At 66.9% G+C, this 17340-nt stretch carries 14 protein-coding genes; 8 read left to right on the forward strand and 6 right to left on the reverse strand.

Features of this window, described 5'->3' with window-relative positions:
- The first annotated feature begins 2 nt into the window (after positions 1-2).
- The 3 genes from secD to fabV all read left to right on the forward strand — a co-directional run bounded on the left by secD (position 3) and on the right by fabV (position 4838).
- Positions 3-1859, forward strand: a complete 1857-nt coding sequence (gene secD, locus AC5JLE_RS05720; protein ID WP_075077178.1) for a protein translocase subunit SecD — start codon at positions 3-5, stop codon at positions 1857-1859.
- 16 nt (positions 1860-1875) lie between these two features.
- A complete protein-coding gene (gene secF, locus AC5JLE_RS05725) occupies positions 1876-2856 on the forward strand; it encodes a protein translocase subunit SecF (protein WP_014646828.1) in 981 nt (326 codons plus the stop codon).
- 722 nt (positions 2857-3578) lie between these two features.
- A complete protein-coding gene (gene fabV / locus AC5JLE_RS05730; protein ID WP_041863324.1) occupies positions 3579-4838 on the forward strand; it encodes an enoyl-ACP reductase FabV in 1260 nt (419 codons plus the stop codon).
- A gap of 114 nt (positions 4839-4952) precedes the next feature.
- Here fabV and AC5JLE_RS05735 read toward each other — a convergent pair whose 3' ends face one another.
- The 3 genes from AC5JLE_RS05735 to AC5JLE_RS05745 form a co-directional block, all read right to left on the reverse strand.
- Positions 4953-7022, reverse strand: coding sequence for an EAL domain-containing response regulator (locus tag AC5JLE_RS05735; RefSeq protein WP_049404199.1), 2070 nt, complete (start codon positions 7020-7022; stop codon positions 4953-4955).
- A 91-nt stretch (positions 7023-7113) separates the two neighbouring features.
- Positions 7114-8298 carry a BaiN/RdsA family NAD(P)/FAD-dependent oxidoreductase gene (locus tag AC5JLE_RS05740; protein ID WP_496065103.1) on the reverse strand — a complete coding sequence of 395 codons (1185 nt, stop codon included), beginning with the start codon at positions 8296-8298 and terminating at the stop codon, positions 7114-7116.
- Positions 8295-8843 (reverse strand): YaeQ family protein, encoded by a 549-nt coding sequence (locus AC5JLE_RS05745; protein ID WP_496065104.1) that lies wholly within the window; start codon positions 8841-8843, stop codon positions 8295-8297. Before AC5JLE_RS05745 ends, AC5JLE_RS05740 begins: the two co-directional genes overlap by 4 nt.
- A 124-nt stretch (positions 8844-8967) precedes the next feature.
- Between AC5JLE_RS05745 and AC5JLE_RS05750 the strand changes: the two genes are divergently transcribed.
- Entirely contained in the window at positions 8968-9837 is an 870-nt protein-coding gene (locus tag AC5JLE_RS05750) for a pseudouridine synthase (protein ID WP_496065105.1), read from the forward strand.
- 13 nt (positions 9838-9850) lie between these two features.
- Here the strand turns inward: AC5JLE_RS05750 and AC5JLE_RS05755 are convergent, their stop codons facing one another.
- Positions 9851-10339 carry a YaiI/YqxD family protein gene (locus AC5JLE_RS05755; protein ID WP_496065106.1) on the reverse strand — a complete coding sequence of 163 codons (489 nt, stop codon included), beginning with the start codon at positions 10337-10339 and terminating at the stop codon, positions 9851-9853.
- A 303-nt stretch (positions 10340-10642) separates the two neighbouring features.
- Here AC5JLE_RS05755 and AC5JLE_RS05760 point away from each other — a divergent pair, with 303 nt between their 5' ends.
- The 4 genes from AC5JLE_RS05760 to AC5JLE_RS05775 all read left to right on the forward strand — a co-directional run bounded on the left by AC5JLE_RS05760 (position 10643) and on the right by AC5JLE_RS05775 (position 14468).
- On the forward strand, positions 10643-10852 hold the full coding sequence (locus AC5JLE_RS05760) for a cold-shock protein (protein WP_005416210.1): 210 nt from the start codon (positions 10643-10645) through the stop codon (positions 10850-10852).
- Positions 10853-11041: 189 nt separating this feature from the next.
- Positions 11042-11731: a glutathione S-transferase family protein gene (locus AC5JLE_RS05765; RefSeq protein ID WP_111205980.1), complete on the forward strand. Its 690-nt coding sequence runs from the start codon at positions 11042-11044 to the stop codon at positions 11729-11731.
- A 32-nt stretch (positions 11732-11763) separates the two neighbouring features.
- A complete protein-coding gene (locus AC5JLE_RS05770; RefSeq protein ID WP_496065107.1) occupies positions 11764-13329 on the forward strand; it encodes a protein adenylyltransferase SelO in 1566 nt (521 codons plus the stop codon).
- 602 nt (positions 13330-13931) lie between these two features.
- Positions 13932-14468, forward strand: a complete 537-nt coding sequence (locus tag AC5JLE_RS05775) for an adenine phosphoribosyltransferase (RefSeq protein ID WP_014646837.1) — start codon at positions 13932-13934, stop codon at positions 14466-14468.
- 174 nt (positions 14469-14642) lie between these two features.
- On the opposite strand, the gene dbpA is transcribed toward AC5JLE_RS05775, so the two are convergent.
- Both dbpA and AC5JLE_RS05785 read right to left on the reverse strand, forming a co-directional pair.
- Complete coding sequence (gene dbpA, locus AC5JLE_RS05780) at positions 14643-16019, reverse strand: ATP-dependent RNA helicase DbpA (RefSeq protein ID WP_032960452.1); 1377 nt, start codon at positions 16017-16019, stop codon at positions 14643-14645.
- A 183-nt stretch (positions 16020-16202) separates the two neighbouring features.
- Positions 16203-17282, reverse strand: a complete 1080-nt coding sequence (locus AC5JLE_RS05785; RefSeq protein ID WP_046430181.1) for a YeiH family protein — start codon at positions 17280-17282, stop codon at positions 16203-16205.
- Positions 17283-17340 lie beyond the last annotated feature (58 nt).

Raw genomic sequence — 17340 nt, forward strand, 5'->3', positions numbered from 1 at the left:
CAATGCTCGAATTTCCACGCTGGAAGTACGTCGTCATCCTGATCGTACTGGCGCTCAGTGCGCTGTACGCGCTGCCCAACATCTACCAGAAGGACCCGGCCCTCCAGATCACCGCCAACCGTGGCGGGCAGATCGACGATGCGCTGCGCGACCGTGTGCTGGCCGACCTGAAGAAGGCCGGGGTCACTGCCATCGGTGCCGAAAAGGAAGGGGAAAGCCTGATCGTCCGTCTGCCGGACCTGAAGTCGCAGTCTGCGGCCAGCGATGCCCTGCGCGACACCGTCGGCGAGAAGTACACGGTGGCCCTGAACCTGGCCTCGACCGTGCCGGACTGGCTGGCCCGGCTGGGCGGTCGCCCGATGGTGCTCGGCCTGGACCTTCAGGGTGGCGTGCACTTCGTGCTGCAGGTCGACCAGAAGGCCGCCCTCGACAAGCGCCTGGATGCCTACACCGAAGACGTGCGCAGCACCCTGCGTGACGCCCGCATCGCCTACCAGTCGGTGGAGCGCCGTGCGGACAACAGCATCGTGGCCAACCTGAGCCCGTCCGCCGGTGACGACGCCGCGCAGCGTGCCCGTGCCGCCCTGGTCAAGGCACAGCCGACGCTCGGCTATGACGTCAGCGGCAACCGCATCACGGTCACCGTGCCGGAGACCGAGATCACGCAGATCGCCAACGGCGCCATCGAGCAGAACATCAACACCCTGCGCAACCGCGTGAACCAGCTCGGCGTGGCCGAGCCGATCATCCAGCGCCAGGGTGCCGACCGTGTGGTCGTGCAGCTGCCGGGCGTGCAGGACACCGCCGAAGCCAAGCGCATGATCGGCGCCACCGCCACCCTGGAGTACCGCGCGGTGGTCGAGGGCAATGCGCAGGACGCCATCAATTCCGGCCGCATCCCGCCGGAAGCGAAGGTCTACCAGCAGCGTGATGGCCGCGGCCCGATCCTGCTGAACAAGCGCGTGATCGTCACCGGTGACCAGATGGTCGGCGCGCAGGCGGTGACCGATTCGAACAGTGGCTCCCCGGCCGTCAGCGTGACGCTGAACAATGTCGGCGGCCAGCGCATGTTCGACTTCACCAGCGCCAACGTGAACAAGCCGATGGCGGTGGTCTACACCGAACGCGTGCCGACCGTGACCGTCGTCGACGGCCAGGAAGTGCGTGGCTTCAAGGTCAACGAGGAAGTGATCTCGGTGGCCAACATCAACGGCGTGTTCGGCAAGAACTTCCAGACCACCGGCCTGCAGAAGAAGGAAGCCGAGGACCTGGCCAAGCTGCTGAAGTCCGGCTCGCTGGCCGCGCCGATGGACTTCGTCGAAGAGCGCGTGGTCGGCCCGAGCCTGGGCGCCGAGAACGTCAAGAACGGCATGCGCGCGGTGGTGTTCGCGTTCCTGTTCACCCTGGTGTTCTTCAGCATCTACTACCGCATGTTCGGTGTGATCACCTCGGCGGCGATGCTGTTCAACCTGCTGATCGTGGTGGCGGTGATGTCGCTGTTCGGCGCGACCATGACCCTGCCGGGCTTCGCCGGCCTGGCGTTGTCGGTGGGCCTGTCGGTGGACGCCAACGTGCTGATCAACGAGCGTATCCGTGAAGAACTGCGCGCCGGCGTGCCGGGCAAGACCGCGATCGTGACCGGTTACGAGCGTGCCTCGGGCACCATCCTCGACGCCAACCTGACCGGCCTGATCGTCGGCGTGGCGCTGTTCGCATTCGGTACCGGTCCGCTGAAGGGCTTCGCGCTGACCATGATCATCGGTATTTTCGCCTCCATGTTCACTGCGATCACCGTGTCGCGTGCGCTGGCGACGCTGATCTACGGCCGTCGCAAGAAGCTCCAGAACGTGGCCATCTGACGGGACGACACGCACAATGAAACTGTTTCCGCTGCACATCCTCCCGAACGACACCAAGATCGACTTCATGCGCTGGCGCCATGTCGCCATGGCAGTCACCATCGTGGTGTTCCTGGCCTCGGTCGCCATCATCGGCATCAAGGGCTTCAACTACGCACTGGACTTCACCGGCGGCACCCTGATCGAAACGCGTTTCGAGAAGGCCGTGGACGTCGAGCAGGTCCGCGCCAAGCTGGAGCAGAACGGCTTCGACGGTGCCCAGGTGCAGAGCGTCGGTGGCAATACCGACCTGCTGATCCGCCTGGCGCCGCACGGCGAGCATGCGCCGGGCACCGGTGATGCCGCTGCCGAGGACAAGGCCACCGCCGCGGCCGTGGTGAAGGTGCTGTCCAGCGCCGACAACCAGGCCACGGTGATGAGTACCGCATTCGTCGGCCCGCAGATCGGCAAGGACCTGGCGAAGAACGGCCTGTACGCCACCATCTTCATGCTGGCCGGCTTCCTGATCTACATCGCGGTGCGCTTCGAATGGAAGTTCGCGGTCACCGCCAGCATCGTGGCGATGTTCGACCTGATCGTGACGGTCGCCTACGTGTCCCTGCTGGGCCGTGAGTTCGACCTGACCGTGCTGGCCGGCCTGCTGTCGGTGATGGGCTTTGCGATCAACGACATCATCGTGGTGTTCGACCGCGTCCGCGAGAACTTCCGCAGCCTGCGCGTGGACTCGATGGAGGTGCTGAACCGTTCGATCAACCAGACGCTGTCGCGTACGGTGATCACCGCGGTGATGTTCTTCCTGTCGGCGCTTGCCCTGTACCTGTACGGTGGTGCGTCGATGGAAGGCCTGGCCGAGACGCACATGATCGGTGCGGTGATCGTGGTGCTGTCCTCGATCCTGGTCGCGGTGCCGATGCTGACGATCGGCTTCCTGCGCGTCAGCAAGCAGGACCTGCTGCCGAAGGCGAAGGACGTCGAGGCCCTGGCCCGTCGCCCGTAAGCATCTGCTGCATGCGGCACACAGAGAACCCCGCGCAAGCGGGGTTTTTTGTGTGCAGGGCTTGCAGCCCTGCACCCACGGTAGTGCCGGCCGCTGGCCGGCAACAGCAACAGCAACAGAGTGCATTCCGTGGTTGGGCGGGACGGTGTCGGAGTGCGGGGACGCCGCAAGTACGTCCGTGTAGGCTTGGCAGCCGCATCCATGCGGCTGACACCCCGCACTCCGACACCGCCCCGCCTCTGACAGATTCCTGCGGCTGTTGGTAGGTGTCGACCTTGGTCGACACATCTGTCAGATATCGATAATCAAACTGGAATCAGATCTACCGTGTCGACCAAGGTCGACACCCACCAGAGAAGAATGCTGTCCCGACAGGTCGCGGAAATCTGTCGAAGGCGGGGTGGGTCCGGTTGCGGGGGCGTGAGCCGCATGGATGCGGCGACCGAGCTTACATGGACGTACTTGCAGCGCCCCCCGCAACCGGATCCACCCCGCCAACCCACAGGAACCCCGCTTTTGACGCTGCTGTTGAGGTTGCCGGCCAGCGGCCGGCACTACCGCGTGTGCAGGGTGCAACCCTGCAAAGAGAAACCCCACCCTACGCCAGCGTCGGTTGTGCAATCGTCCCCCGCGCACTACGATCCTGCGGTTCGCGCGCGCAGGCGCGCGCCCGTATTCCTGCTGAGCGCCCCGTGCGCCGCATCTGCCAACCCGAGGTATCCATGGTCATCAAACCGCGCGTCCGCGGCTTCATCTGCGTCACCACCCACCCGACCGGCTGCGAGGCTGCGGTCAAGCAGCAGATCGACTACATCCGCGCGCGCCCACCGATCCAGAACGGTCCCAAGCGGGTGCTGGTGATCGGTGCCTCGACCGGCTACGGCCTGGCCGCGCGCATCACCGCTGCCTTTGGCAGTGGCGCCGCCACCCTCGGCATCTTCTTCGAACGGCCGGGCAGCGAGACCAAGCCGGGCACGGCGGGCTGGTACAACTCGGCTGCGTTCCACAAGTATGCCGACGAAGCCGGTCTGTATGCCAAGAGCATCAACGGCGATGCCTTCTCCGATGAAGTGAAGGCGAAGACTATCGAAATGATCAAGGCCGATCTCGGCCAGGTCGACCAGGTTGTCTACAGCCTGGCGGCGCCGCGCCGCAAGCATCCGAAGACCGGCGAGATCATCAGCTCCTCGCTGAAGCCGATCGGCGAGCCGATCACCCTGCGTGGCCTGGATACCGACAAGGAAGTGCTGACCGAGACCCACCTGCAGCCGGCTACCCCGGAAGAGATCGCCGGTACCGTCGCGGTGATGGGCGGTGAAGACTGGCAGATGTGGATCGACGCGCTCGCCGATGCCGGCGTGCTGGCCAACGGCTGCACCACCACCGCCTTCACCTACGTGGGCGAAGAGATCACCCAGGCAATCTACTGGAATGGCTCGATCGGTGCGGCCAAGAAGGACCTGGACACCAAGGTGCTGGGCCTGCGCGAGAAGCTGGCCAAGATCGGTGGCGATGCACGCGTATCGGTGCTGAAGGCGGTGGTGACCCAGGCCAGCTCGGCCATTCCGACCATGCCGCTGTACCTGTCGCTGCTGTTCAAGGTAATGAAGGAAAAGGGCACCCACGAAGGCTGCATCGAACAGCTGGACGTGCTGTACGACATCCTCTACGGCGGCAAGGCCGACGGCGTGGCGATCGATCGCCTGCGCCACGACCTGGTCGATGGCGATGGCCGCACCGTTGCGCTGATCGATGAGGAAGGCCGCCTGCGCGCCGATTACAAGGAAATGGCCGCAGATGTGCAGGGCAGGGTGGTCGCGCTGTGGCCGCAGGTGACCAACGAGAACCTGTACGAGATCAGCGACCTGGCCGGCTACAAGGCCGACTTCCTGCGCCTGTTCGGCTTCGGCGTGGAGGGCGTGGACTACGAGGCCGACGTCAATCCGGACGTGAAGATCGAAAATCTGGTCGACATGACCTGATCAACGAAAAGGCCGGCGAACGCCGGCCTTCTCGTTTGTGTAGAGCCGAGCCATGCTCGGCTGCTCTTCGCTTGAGTCCCGCAGCCGAGCGTGGCTCGGCTCTACAGAGAGGCGTCACCCGAACTCGAAGCCCATCTCCGGCAGCGCCGGGCCGACGAAGTCGCCCTGCACGTAATCCACGCCGGCACTGAACAGCAGCGTCATCGAGTTGGCATCGCTGACGAACTCGGCAATGGTGCGGATACCCGCTTCCTGTGCGCGCGCGGTGATCTGGCTGATGCGGTCGATGTTCTCGCGCGTGGCGGCCAGGTCGCTGGTGAAGCCCCGGTCCAGCTTGAGGAACTGCGGCTGGAAGTGGGCCAGCAGCTGGAATGAATCCAGCCCCGAACCGAACTGCTCCAGGCCGATGCGGCAGCCCAGCGGCGCCACTTCGGCTAGGAACTGCTGCGCACTGCGCAGGTGGGTGAAAACCTTCGCTTCCGGCGCATGCAGCCACAGCCGTTCGCCGGGCACGCCCTGTGCCTGCAGTTCGCGGCGCAGCGTGGCGATCATCTGCGGGTCCTCGAACGATTCCGGCGTCACCTTCACCAGCACCTGGGTGGCGTTGCCTTCGCGTGCCCGCTGGCCGAGCACCGCGATGGCCTGCGAGACCACCCAGCGGTTGATGTCGGCCAGCAGGCCGTGTTCCTCGGCGATGCCCAGGAACGCGGTCGGGCTCAGCAGCTCGCCATTGTTCTCCAGGCGCAGGTAGGCCTCGTACAGCTCCAGTGGCTCGCCCTGCAGGTTCAGCACCGGCTGGTAGTGCAGCTGGAAGCCGTCGCCAGACAGCGCCTCGCGGATGCGCGCAACCCAGCGCTGTACGCGTTCTTCCTCGACACGGTCGGCGGCAGCCGGGTCGAAGATGCGGCAGGTGTTGCCCAGTTCGGCGGCGGCCTGGGTGCAGTCGCTGGCGCGCGCCAGCACCTGGCCGATGCTGGCGATCTTCTCGCCCACCTGCACGCCACCGATGCTGACCGTCACCGTGGCCGAGCGTGCGCCGATGCTGAAGACATGTGCGGCATAGGCTTCGCGGATGCGCTCGGCCAGCGCCACGGTCTGCGCGTAGGGCCCGGCCTGCAGCACGGCGAAATTGTGTTCGCCGAAGCGGGCCAGTTGCGCGTCCTCGCCGACCACCTCGGCCAGCAGGGCGGCGAGAGCGCCGATCAGGATGTCGGCCGATGCCAGGCCGATATCCGGCAGCAGGCGCGCGTAGTGGTCAGGCTCGATCAGCAGCAGGCCGAACTGACCCTCGCTGCGCCCGGCCTGGGCCACCGCGCTTTCCAGCTGCAGCATGAAGGTCGGGCGATTGAGCAGGCCGGTGACCTGGTCGCGCTGGCGCAGGTCCTCGACCTCGCGTGCCAGCTCGGGGTCGAACTCCATGCGGCGGCGGAGCACCACCTGCAGGCAGGACTCGCCCTCGTAGGTGGCCGCGGCAAATTCCATCGTCGCCGGGAAGGAACTGCCGTCCTCGTGGCGCGCGTCGAGCTGGTACTGCGGCGGCGGCGCCTCGCCACGGCTGAGGCCTTTGAGCAGCTGTTTGAAGCCCTCCACGTGCTGGGCGGCGACCATGTCCAGCAGCGAAATGCCTTCGATGTCCTCGAAATGCTCGTAGCCGAACATCTCCAGATAGGCGTCGTTGGCGCGGATGTGCATGCCTTCATGCACATAGGCGATGGGGTCGCGCGAGGAGGCGATCAGCGCGTCGCAGCGGCGCTCGGTCTCGCGCATCTGCGCCTCGATCCGGCGCAGGCCGCGACGCGCCTGCAGGTCGACCCACTGGTCGCGGACCACGGCGAGCAGATGCTCGGGGCGCTGGCGCAGGGCGAGGGCGCGGATGCCATGGCTGCTGGCCTGCACCAGTTCGTCCTCGTCGATGCGCTCGGCCAGCAGCACCAGCGGGATGTCCTTGCCGCTGGCGGCGATGTGCTGGGCCGCCAGCTGCAGCGGGATGCCCTGCGAAGGCGAGGCCAGCACCAGGTCGATGGCCTGGCTGGCCAGCACCTGGGCCAGCTCGGCCGCATCCTGCGGGCGCCACGGGCGTACCGCGATGCCGCTGTTGCGCAGGGTGCTGACGATGGCTTCGGCATTCTCGCCGCTGTCATCGACGATCAGCAGGCGGATGGTGATGTCGTTCGCGTTCTGCATTCACTGCTCCCCAATCTGCGAATCTAGATACACGATGCGCGGCGAACCGTCCATGCGCGCACCCCTGGCGCGCGTCGAACGGCGAAGTGGTTCACACCACGCCGCCCGCTGCGTGGCCGCTGGCCCAGGCCCATTGGAAGTTGTAGCCGCCCAGCCAGCCGGTCACGTCCAGCACCTCGCCAACGAAGTGCAGGCCGGGCATGCGCTTGGATTCCATCGTCGAGGATGACACTTCGGCGGTGTCCACGCCGCCCAGGGTGACCTCGGCGGTGCGGTAGCCTTCGGTGCCGCTGGCCACCAGCGGGAATGCGCCCAGCAGCTGCGCGGCCTGGCGCAGCACCGGCTCGTCCAGCTGGCGCACGGGCCGGTCGGGCAGCCAGTGCTCGCACAGGCGTTGCGCCAGCCGCTTCGGCAGTACCTCGCCCAGCACCGTGCGCAGCTCGGCGGCCGGGCGGTCGCGCTTCATCTGGCGCAACCACTCGCCGGCATCCTGGCCCGGCAACAGGTCCAGCTCCAGCGCATCGCCGGGCTGCCAGAACGACGAAATCTGCAGGATGGCCGGGCCGCTTACGCCACGGTGGGTCAGCAGCATGAAGTTCTGGAAACTCTTTCCGTTGCAGCGCGCCTCGATCGGCAGTGCGACGCCGCTGAGGTCGGCCAGCCGCTCCTGGTGCTTGCCGCTGAGGGTCAACGGCACCAGCCCGGCGCGGGTCGGCAGTACCTGGTGGCCGAACTGGCGGGCCACCTCATAGCCAAAACCGCTGGCCCCCATGCTGGGAATCGACAGGCCACCGGTGGCAACCACCAGCGAGGCGCAATGGAACAGGCCCTGGGTGGTGTGCACGCGGAAACCATCGCTGCCGTGCTCGATGCGCTGCACGCTGCAGTCGGTACGGATCTGTACGCCGGCCGCCTGGCACTCGTCCACCAGCATCTTCACGATCTGCTTGGACGAGATATCGCAGAACAGCTGCCCCAGTTCCTTTTCGTGATAGGCGATGCCGTGCTTGTGCACCAGCTCGATGAAATGCCAGGGCGTGTAGCGGGCCAGCGCCGACTTGCAGAAGTGCGGGTTGGCCGACAGGAAGTTGGCCGGGGTGGTGCCGGTGTTGGTGAAGTTGCAGCGGCCACCGCCGGACATCAGGATCTTCTTGCCGACCTTGTTGGCATGGTCGATCACCTGCACCTGGCGGCCGCGCTGGCCGGCAGTGATCGCGGTCATCAGCCCGGCTGCGCCGGCACCGATGACCACCACATCGCAACGGATGGTGCTCATGCCTTGGCGCGCTTGCGCCAGTCCGGGATCACGTCGAGCTGGATCTGGTCGTTGAGCAGCTGCACTTCGCCGTCCTGGATCAGCACGCTCCAACGCATGGCACGCTGGATCTGCTGGCCCCAGCGCTCGACGAATTCGCCGTCCAGAGCGACCACCGAAAGATTGTCGAAGCGCGCCAGGCCCTTGCCCTGCTTGCCCCACCAGATCTCCGAGGCGTTGCCGCCGTAGTTGACCACCTGCACCTGGCGGCTGCGATTGCTGGCCTTGCGGATGCGCGATTCGTCCGGATGGCCCAGGTCGATCCACTGCAGGATGTCGCCGGTGTAGTCGTGTTCCCACAGATCGGGCTCGTCATCGGTACTCAGGCCGCGGCCGAACTCCAGGCGATCGCCGGCGTTCAGCGCGAAGGCGAGCAGGCGCACCATCAGGCGCTCGTCGGTCTCGGACGGATGCTGGGCCAGGGTCAGGTTGTGGGTCGCGTAGTAGCTGCGATCCATGTCGCTGATCTGCAGTTCGGCCTTGCGGATGGTGGCGGTAAGAGCCATGGGGGATCCGTGGACTAAAGAGGACAATGATAGAGGTTTGCTCCGGGGGTGTCCGTGGCCGGACTGTCTGCGCACCGTCAACGGTGGCACTCTTGCGCTCTTTCCCGTGGCCGGAGTGGACGCCATGAGCTTGCCCAGCCGGTTGCAGCTGCCGCCCGGCCCCTGGGCCACCCTGCTGGATGGCCTGTGTGCACGTTTTCCGCGCATCGCGCGCGCGCAATGGCAGGATCGCTTCGCGCGCGGCCGCGTGCTGGACGCACAGGGCAGGGCGCTCACCGCGGACATGCCCTGGCAGGTCGGGCTGGACATCCAGTACTTCCGCGAGGTGGCCGGCGAACCGGTGATCCCCTTCACCGAAACCATCGTCCATCTGGATGCGCACCTGCTGGTGGCCGACAAGCCGCATTTCCTGCCGGTGACACCGGCGGGCGGGCATGTACGCGAGACGCTGCTGGCGCGGCTGGTCGCCCGCACCGGCAATGCCGATCTGGTGCCGCTGCACCGGCTGGATCGGCTGACGGCCGGGTTGGTGCTGTTCTCGACCCAGCGTGCGTCGCGCGATGCTTACCAGCGCCTGTTCCGTGAGCGGCGCATCGAAAAGACCTATGAGGCCTTGGCACCGGCGCTGCCGGGGCGGGAGTTTCCGCTGCAGCGGGACAGCCGCCTGGTGCCGGGCGAGCCGTTCTTCCGCATGGCCGAAGTGCCCGGCGAGGCCAATGCGCGCAGCCGGATCGAGCTGATCGAGGCCGAAGGGCCGATCTGGCGCTGCCGGCTGCTGCCGGAAACCGGCCGCAAGCATCAGCTGCGCGTGCACATGGCCATGCTGGGGGCGCCGATCATGGGTGACGACCTGTACCCGCAGCTTCGGCAACGGGCACCGGACGTAGCCGAGGCGCCGCTGCAGCTGCTGGCGCGGGCCCTGGCGTTCGATGACCCGTTGAGTGGTGCACGACGGATGTTCAACAGCGGCCGCAGCCTGAGCCTTCCGGCTTAGGGCGGCCAGGCGCTCAGCGGGCCGGGCGTCGCGCCAGCCAGCGGTCCAGCTCGGCGGCGAACAGCTGCCGGTCGCGGGGGCCCAGGGGCGGCGGTCCGCCGGTCTGGACCCCGGCGCCGCGCAGTTCCTCCATGAAATTGCGCATCGACAGTCGCTCGGCCATGTTGTTCGGTGTGTACAACTGGCCGCGCGGGTTCAGCGCGACGGCCTGCTTCTCCAGCACCAGCGCGGCCAGCGGGATGTCCTGGGTGACCACCAGGTCCCCCGCGGCGACCCGCTCGACGATGGCGCTGTCGGCCACGTCCAGCCCCTGCGGCACCTGGATCGAGCGCAGCCAGCGCGAGGGCGGGGTGCGGATGCACTGGTTGGCGACCAGGGTCAGTTCGATCCCGACCCGTTCAGCCGCACGGAACAGGATGTCGCGGATGACGGTGGGACAGGCGTCCGCATCCACCCAGATGCGGGGAGAGGCGTGTTCAGCGGGGGTTTCAGCTTCAGTCATTTACCCAGTGTAGGGTAGGAAAAACCTGAATGGGGACTCGGAGTTAGCCGCGAGAGGCTGCCAACCCTTGTCACGCCTAGCGGGTGACGTATTCCCATGAACGTCGGGGCTATCGCTTTTTGCAGAAAACACGCGTATCGTGCGACCCACTGTGTTTGCTAGGGTCACCGTGAATCGTGGCCTGGTGCAGTTGATCTCACGATCCGCTCATCGATCCGCTTTACCAACGCCTGCAACTCAGTCTCGGCCCCGATACCCGGTGGCTGCGATTTTTTTCAACATGTGTTTCAGGAGTTAGTAAAAATGTCTGAACGTCAGACCGGTACCGTCAAGTGGTTCAACGACGCCAAGGGCTTCGGCTTCATCACCCCGGAAAGCGGCCCGGACCTGTTCGTGCACTTCCGCGCGATCCAGGGCACCGGCTTCAAGACCCTGCAGGAAGGCCAGAAGGTTACCTTCATCGCCGTCCAGGGTCAGAAGGGCATGCAGGCTGACCAGGTGCAGGCGGTCTAATCCGTCTGCTACCGTTGGGTAGCCAGAACGCCGGAAGCGAAAGCTTCCGGCGTTTTTTATTGCCCGCCGTTTTTTTTGTAGAGTCGAGCCATGCTGGACTGCGCCCAAAGACAGTCGAGCATGGCTCGACTCTACAAAGGACATGCAGCCGGCGCGGTACGATGCGCGTCTCCCCAAGGGATCACCCCCATGCGCATCGTCCACCACCTGGAAAACTCCCGTTCGCTGCGCGTGCTGTGGATGCTGGAGGAGCTGGGATTGGACTACGAACTGCGCCGCTATCCGCGCGATCCGAAGACGCTGCTGGCGCCGCCGGAACTGCGCAGCGTGCATCCGCTCGGCAAGTCGCCGGTACTGCAGGATGGTGAGCTGGTACTGGCCGAGTCCGGCGCGATCCTCGACTACCTCGCTGACCGTTACGACACGCAACGCCAGCTGTCGCCGTCACCAATGCCGGCCGACGGGGCCGAACGCATCGCTTACCGCTACTGGCTGCACTACGCCGAAGGCTCGGCGATGCCACCGTTGCTGCTGACCCTGGTGATGGGCCGCATACGCAACGCGCCGATGCCGTTCTTCGCGCGCCCGATCGCACGCAGCATTGCCGACAAGGCCGAGCGCGGCTTCATCGGCCCGCAGCGGCGCCTGCACCTGGACTGGATGGAGCGCCGCCTAGCCGAAAGCCCGTGGTTTGCCGGCGAGCGTTTCAGTGCGGCCGACATCCAGATGAGCTTCCCGATCCAGGCCGCTGCCGCGCGCGGTGGTGGCCTGGACGACAAACCGGCACTGCGTGGCTTCCTCAAGCGTATCGGTGAACGCCCGGCCTACCAGCGTGCCGAGGCCCACGGCGGCCACCTGCAGGCGCTCGGCGGCAATTGAGGAGGGCGGCCGTCGCCCTCATCTCCAGCACCATGGATACCGACACTCCCCGTTTCGACAACCGCCTGCTGCACACCCTGCCGGGCGACCCCGAATCCGGCCCGCGCAGGCGCGAAGTGCTGGGCGCCGCCTGGTCGCCCGTGATGCCGACGCCGGTGACGGCGCCCACGCTGTTGGCCTGGGCGCCGGACGTCGCCGAAATGCTTGGCTTCGATACCGCTGAAGTCGAAAGCGAAGGTTTCGCGCAGGTATTCGGCGGCAATGCGCTGTACGCCGGCATGCAGCCGTGGGCAGCCAACTACGGTGGCCATCAGTTTGGCCACTGGGCCGGCCAGCTCGGCGACGGGCGTGCGATTTCGCTGGGTGAGCTGGTTGCGCCGGATGGCCAGCACTGGGAGCTGCAGTTGAAGGGGGCCGGGCCAACGCCGTACTCGCGGGGGGCCGATGGACGGGCAGTGCTGCGCTCATCGATCCGCGAATTCCTGTGCAGCGAGGCGATGCATCACCTTGGCGTGCCGACTACGCGCGCGTTGTCACTGGTCGGCACCGGTGAGGACGTGGTGCGCGACATGTTCTATGACGGCCATCCGCGTGCCGAGCCAGGCGCCATCGTATGCCGGGTCTCGCCGTCGTTCCTGCGCTTCGGTTCGTTCGAACTGCCGGCCTCGCGCGGTGAAACCGCCCTGCTGCAGCAGCTGGTGGATGCCTGCATCGCCCGCGACTTCCCCGAACTGCAGGGGCAGGGCGAGGCGCTGTACGGCGACTGGTTCGCGCAGATCGCGGTGCGCACCGCCGAGATGATCGCGCACTGGATGCGTGTCGGCTTCGTGCACGGCGTGATGAACACCGACAACCTGTCCGTGCTCGGTGTGACGCTGGATTACGGCCCCTATGGCTGGGTCGAGGACTTCGATCCGGACTGGACGCCGAACACCACCGACGCCCAGGGGCGCCGCTACCGCTTCGGCACCCAGCCGCAGGTGGCGTACTGGAACCTGAGCCGATTGGCGCAGGCGCTGTCGCCGCTGTTCGCCGATGTCGCACCGCTGCAGGCAGGCCTGGCGGCTTACCAGTCCACGTTCGTGGCCTGCACGCGTCGCGATGCTGCAGCGAAGCTGGGGCTGGCTGCTGCCGACGATGATGACCTGCAGCTCTACCAGCGCTGGCAACAGCTGATGCAGGAGGGCGCAATGGACATGACCCTGGCTTGGCGCGCACTGATGCGCATCGACCCGGCGGCAGCAGATGCGACGGTTCTGGACGCGGTGTACTACGACGAGGCGCGGCGACAGGCAGTGCAGGCACCGCTGCAGCACTGGCTGCAGGACTACGCAGCGCGCCTGCGCCGCGATCCGCTGGCGGCCAGCGAACGCCAGCCGAAGATGGCAGCGGCCAACCCGCTGTACGTGCTGCGCAACTGGCTGGCCCAGGAAGCGATCGACCGCGCAGAGCAGGGGGATCTCGGCGGCGTCCATGCACTGCAGGACGTGCTGCGCGACCCGTACACCGAGCGTGCCGGCCTGGAACACTTCGCTGGCAAGCGCCCGGCGTGGGCCGACAATCGCGCCGGTTGCTCGATGCTGTCCTGCAGTTCCTGAGGGTGGGTTTCGGCAGGGCTGCGCCCTGCACCTGCGGAGGCCAGATCAACAGCCAGAGCAAAAGCGGATTCCGTGGTTTGGCGGGGCGGTGTCGGAGTGCGGGGACGCTGCAAGTACGTCCCTGTAAGCTTGGCAGCCGCATCCATGCGGCTGACACCCCGCACTCCGACACCGCCCCACCTCTGACAGATGGCCGCGGCTGTTGGTAGGTGTCGACCTTGGTCGACACATCTGTCAGATATCGAATGAAATTCCGGGGTCAGATCCGTTTTCCTTCGTAAAACGGATCTGACCCCATGAGCAATTCCGACAGGTCGCAGGAATCTGTCGAAGGCGGGGTGGGTCCGGTTGCGGGGGCGTGAACGCCATGGATGGCGCGACCGAGCCTACGCGGACGTATCTACGGCGTCCCCCGCAACCGGGCCCGCCCCGCCATCCCTCGGGATGCAGGCAGTTGCAGTTGCAGTTGCAGTTGCTGTTGAGGTTGCCGGCCAGCGGCCGGCACTACCGCAGATGCCGGGCGCAGCCCGGCCGGACACCACCAGCAGGCAGGCGGCGCCCGGAACAGGTACCCTATGCCGCCATCAGATAGCCAATGTGACATGACCGACGCCATCGTCGCTCCGCAGTGGGCCTCCCGCCTGCGCGACATCGCCGACTTCCCCAAGCCCGGCATCCTGTTCAAGGACATCATGCCGCTGCTCGCCCATGGCGAGGATTTCCGCGGCGCGATCACCGCGATGGCCGACCGTTGGCGCGACCAGAAGCTGGACGCAGTGGTCGGCATCGAATCGCGTGGGTTCATCCTCGGTGCCGCGATGGCGCTGGAGCTGGGCGTCGGCTTCGTGCCGGTGCGCAAGCCGGGCAAGCTGCCGGGCCAGGTCCTGCGCGAAGAATACACGCTGGAATACCGCAGCGACTGCATCGAAGTGCATGCCGATGCGCTGCCGGCCGGCGCCCGCGTGGTGATCATCGACGACGTGCTGGCCACCGGCGGCACGCTGGTCGCTGCGCTGTCGCTGGTGCGCCGCCTGGGCGTTGAAGTGGTCGGCGCCGGTGTACTGGTCGAACTGGACGGCCTCGGTGGCCGTGCGCGCTGGGAAACGGACCTGCCGCTGCACACCGAACTGGTGTTCTGATCGGAGGGCAGGTGCCAACCAAGGTTGGCATCTACCAGAGCGAATGGCCGGGAGCCGGTAGTTGCCAACCTTGGTTGGCAGCACTTTTCGCGACGGGTGCCATGGACGGGCCAACCAAGGTTGGCCGCTACCAGGCCAGATCGTTACCAACCGTGGTTGGCAACGCTGCTTCAATCACATCATCCGCACGCGGAAACGACGGCCCTTGATCTTGCCGGCTTCCAGCTTGGCCACGGCCTTGTTGGCCTGCTCACGCGCGATCGCCACATAGGAGCGGGTCGGGAAGATCGCGATCTTGCCGATGAACTTGCTCGACAGGCCGGCATCACCGGTCAGCGCACCGAGGATGTCGCCCGGGCGCAGCTTGTCGGTCTTGCCACCGTCGATGCGCAGCGTGCGCATCGCGGCCTGCGGCAGTTCGGCCGGGCGCGAGGTTGCCAGCGGCGTCTTCTGCCAGTCCAGTGGCTGACCCATCTGCGCTTCGATGGCGTCGGCGCGGGTCTTCTCGCGGCCGGCCACCAGGCTGATCGCCAGGCCGCTGGCACCGGCGCGCCCGGTACGGCCCACGCGGTGCTGGTAGCTCTCCACGTCGGTCGGCAGTTCGTAGTTGATCACCGCCGCCAGCTCTTCCACGTCCAGGCCGCGCGCGGCGACGTCGCTGGCGACCAGCACGTTGCAGCTGCGGTTGGCCAGCAGCAGCAGCACTTCCTCGCGGTCGCGCTGCTCCATGTCGCCGTGCAGGGCCAGTGCGGAGAAGCCGAACTGCTGCAGCGAGTTGGCCACTTCGTCCACGTCCTTGCGGGTGTTGCAGAACACGACCGCCGATTCCGGCGTGTACTTCAGCAGCAGGCCGGCCAGCGCCTTCTGGCGATGCGCCGGTTCCACCTCGCAGAACAGGTGGCGGATGGCCGGTGCCTGGTCGGCGCCTTCCACGGTCACTTCCACCGCGTCGCGCAGCAGGTCACGCGCCATGGCGCGGATGCTGTCGGGGAAGGTGGCGGAGAACAGCAGGCTCTGGCGGTCCCTATGGGTGCGGCCGGCGATCTCGCGGATCGGCTCCTCGAAGCCCATGTCGAGCATGCGGTCGGCCTCGTCCAGCACCAGCGTGCGCACCGCGCCCAGGTTCAGCGCGCGCTTGCGTGCCAACTCCTGCACGCGGCCGGGCGTGCCGACCACCACATGCGGATCGTGGCCTTCAAGCGAGGCCAGCTGCGGGCCCAGCGGCACGCCGCCCACCAGCAGCAACAGCTTCAGGTTGGGGATGCCGGTGGCCAGCTTGCGGATCTGCTTGCCGACCTGGTCGGCCAGTTCGCGGGTCGGGCACAGCACCAGCGCCTGCACGCGGATCAGGCTGGGGTCGATGGACTGCAGCAGGCCAAGGCCGAAGGCGGCGGTCTTGCCGCTGCCGGTGGGTGCCTGTGCGATCACATCACGGCCATCGAGGATGGCCGGCAGGCTCTGCGCCTGCACGGGGGTGAGGGTGGTGTAGCCGAGGGCATCCAGGCCGGGCTGCAGGGCCGGGCTCAGCGGCAGGGTCGAGAAGTCAGTCATGGCGCATTGTACCTGCCTGCGCGGCCGGTCCCGCCTGATCGGATGGGGTCGGATCCCTTTCCGCAGGAAAGGGCTCTGACCCCATCGGAGTCGTCATCCACGCAGGGCGTGAATACACCGGGGGGCATCCACGCATGGCGTGGATCTACGGGTGGATGCCGACCTGGGTCGGCACGCTCCTGCTCAGCCAAGCACCGCCAGTACACCCTGATGGATCGCCAGGCCACCGAACAGCAGCCAGGCGAACAGGATCAGCGCCAGCAGCAGCGGCTTCAGCCCGGCCTGGCGCAGCGCCGAGACGTGGGTGGTCAGGCCCAGCGCGGCCATCGCCATCGCCAGCAGCACGGTATCCAGCTGCACCAGCCCCGCCTGCAGGCCCGCCGGCAGCAGATGCAGCGAGTTGAACCCGGCCACCGCCACGAAACCAAAAGCGAACCACGGCACCACGATGCGCGCCTTGCTGCCGTCGGCGCTGGCCTTGCCGCCACGCGCCAGCCACAGCGACAGCGCGACCAGGAACGGCGCCAGCAGCATCACCCGCACCATCTTGGTGATCACCGCCGTGTCGGCCGCTGCTTCGTTGACCGCGCGGCCTGCCGCCACCACCTGTGCCACTTCATGCACCGTCGCACCGGTGAACAGGCCGTACTGCCGCGCGTCCATTGCCAGCCAGCCGTGCGACTGCACCAGTGCATACAGCGCCGGGTACAGGAACATCGCCAGCGTGCCGAACACCACCACCGTAGAGACCGCGACGGTGACCTGCGCAGCGCGGCCGCGCACCACCGGCTCGGCGGCCATCACCGCCGCCGCGCCGCAGATCGCGCTGCCGGCGCCGATCAGCATCGCCGCTTCGCGCTCCATCTTGAACACGCGCATGCCCAGCCAGCAGGCCAGCCCGAAGGTGCTGGCGACCACCAGCACGTCCATCAGCACGCCGGCCACGCCGACGTGGCCGATGTCCTGGAAGGTCAGGCGCAGGCCGTACAGCACGATGCCGGCGCGCAGCAGCCAGTGCTTGGAGAAGCCGACACCGGCCGCGCTGCTCGGCGCCAGCCGCGGGTAAAGGGTGTTGCCGACCACGATGCCGGCGACGATGGCCACGGTCAGCGCGCTCAGGCCATGCGCCTGGAGCCAGGGAAGCTCCGCCAGGTACAGCGACGCCGCCGCGATCAGGCCCACCAGCAGCAGGCCGGGCAGGCGCGGCTGCCAGCGTTGGCGCAGGGCGGGCAGGGACCAGGAGGAGAGAGCGGTGGCGTTCATGGCGCGACAGGACTGGAGTGATGGGCCAAGCGTGCGCCTGTGTCACTGACCTGTAAAA

Source organism: Stenotrophomonas sp. (assembly GCF_059505245.1).

Coding starts and splice junctions, on each gene's coding strand:
- secD (WP_075077178.1), top strand. CDS start 3: ATGCTCGAATTTCCACGCTGGAAGTACGTCGTCATCCTGATCGTACTG.
- secF (WP_014646828.1), top strand. CDS start 1,876: ATGAAACTGTTTCCGCTGCACATCCTCCCGAACGACACCAAGATCGAC.
- fabV (WP_041863324.1), top strand. CDS start 3,579: ATGGTCATCAAACCGCGCGTCCGCGGCTTCATCTGCGTCACCACCCAC.
- AC5JLE_RS05735 (WP_049404199.1), bottom strand. CDS start 7,022: ATGCAGAACGCGAACGACATCACCATCCGCCTGCTGATCGTCGATGAC.
- AC5JLE_RS05740 (WP_496065103.1), bottom strand. CDS start 8,298: ATGAGCACCATCCGTTGCGATGTGGTGGTCATCGGTGCCGGCGCAGCC.
- AC5JLE_RS05745 (WP_496065104.1), bottom strand. CDS start 8,843: ATGGCTCTTACCGCCACCATCCGCAAGGCCGAACTGCAGATCAGCGAC.
- AC5JLE_RS05750 (WP_496065105.1), top strand. CDS start 8,968: ATGAGCTTGCCCAGCCGGTTGCAGCTGCCGCCCGGCCCCTGGGCCACC.
- AC5JLE_RS05755 (WP_496065106.1), bottom strand. CDS start 10,339: ATGACTGAAGCTGAAACCCCCGCTGAACACGCCTCTCCCCGCATCTGG.
- AC5JLE_RS05760 (WP_005416210.1), top strand. CDS start 10,643: ATGTCTGAACGTCAGACCGGTACCGTCAAGTGGTTCAACGACGCCAAG.
- AC5JLE_RS05765 (WP_111205980.1), top strand. CDS start 11,042: ATGCGCATCGTCCACCACCTGGAAAACTCCCGTTCGCTGCGCGTGCTG.
- AC5JLE_RS05770 (WP_496065107.1), top strand. CDS start 11,764: ATGGATACCGACACTCCCCGTTTCGACAACCGCCTGCTGCACACCCTG.
- AC5JLE_RS05775 (WP_014646837.1), top strand. CDS start 13,932: ATGACCGACGCCATCGTCGCTCCGCAGTGGGCCTCCCGCCTGCGCGAC.
- dbpA (WP_032960452.1), bottom strand. CDS start 16,019: ATGACTGACTTCTCGACCCTGCCGCTGAGCCCGGCCCTGCAGCCCGGC.
- AC5JLE_RS05785 (WP_046430181.1), bottom strand. CDS start 17,282: ATGAACGCCACCGCTCTCTCCTCCTGGTCCCTGCCCGCCCTGCGCCAA.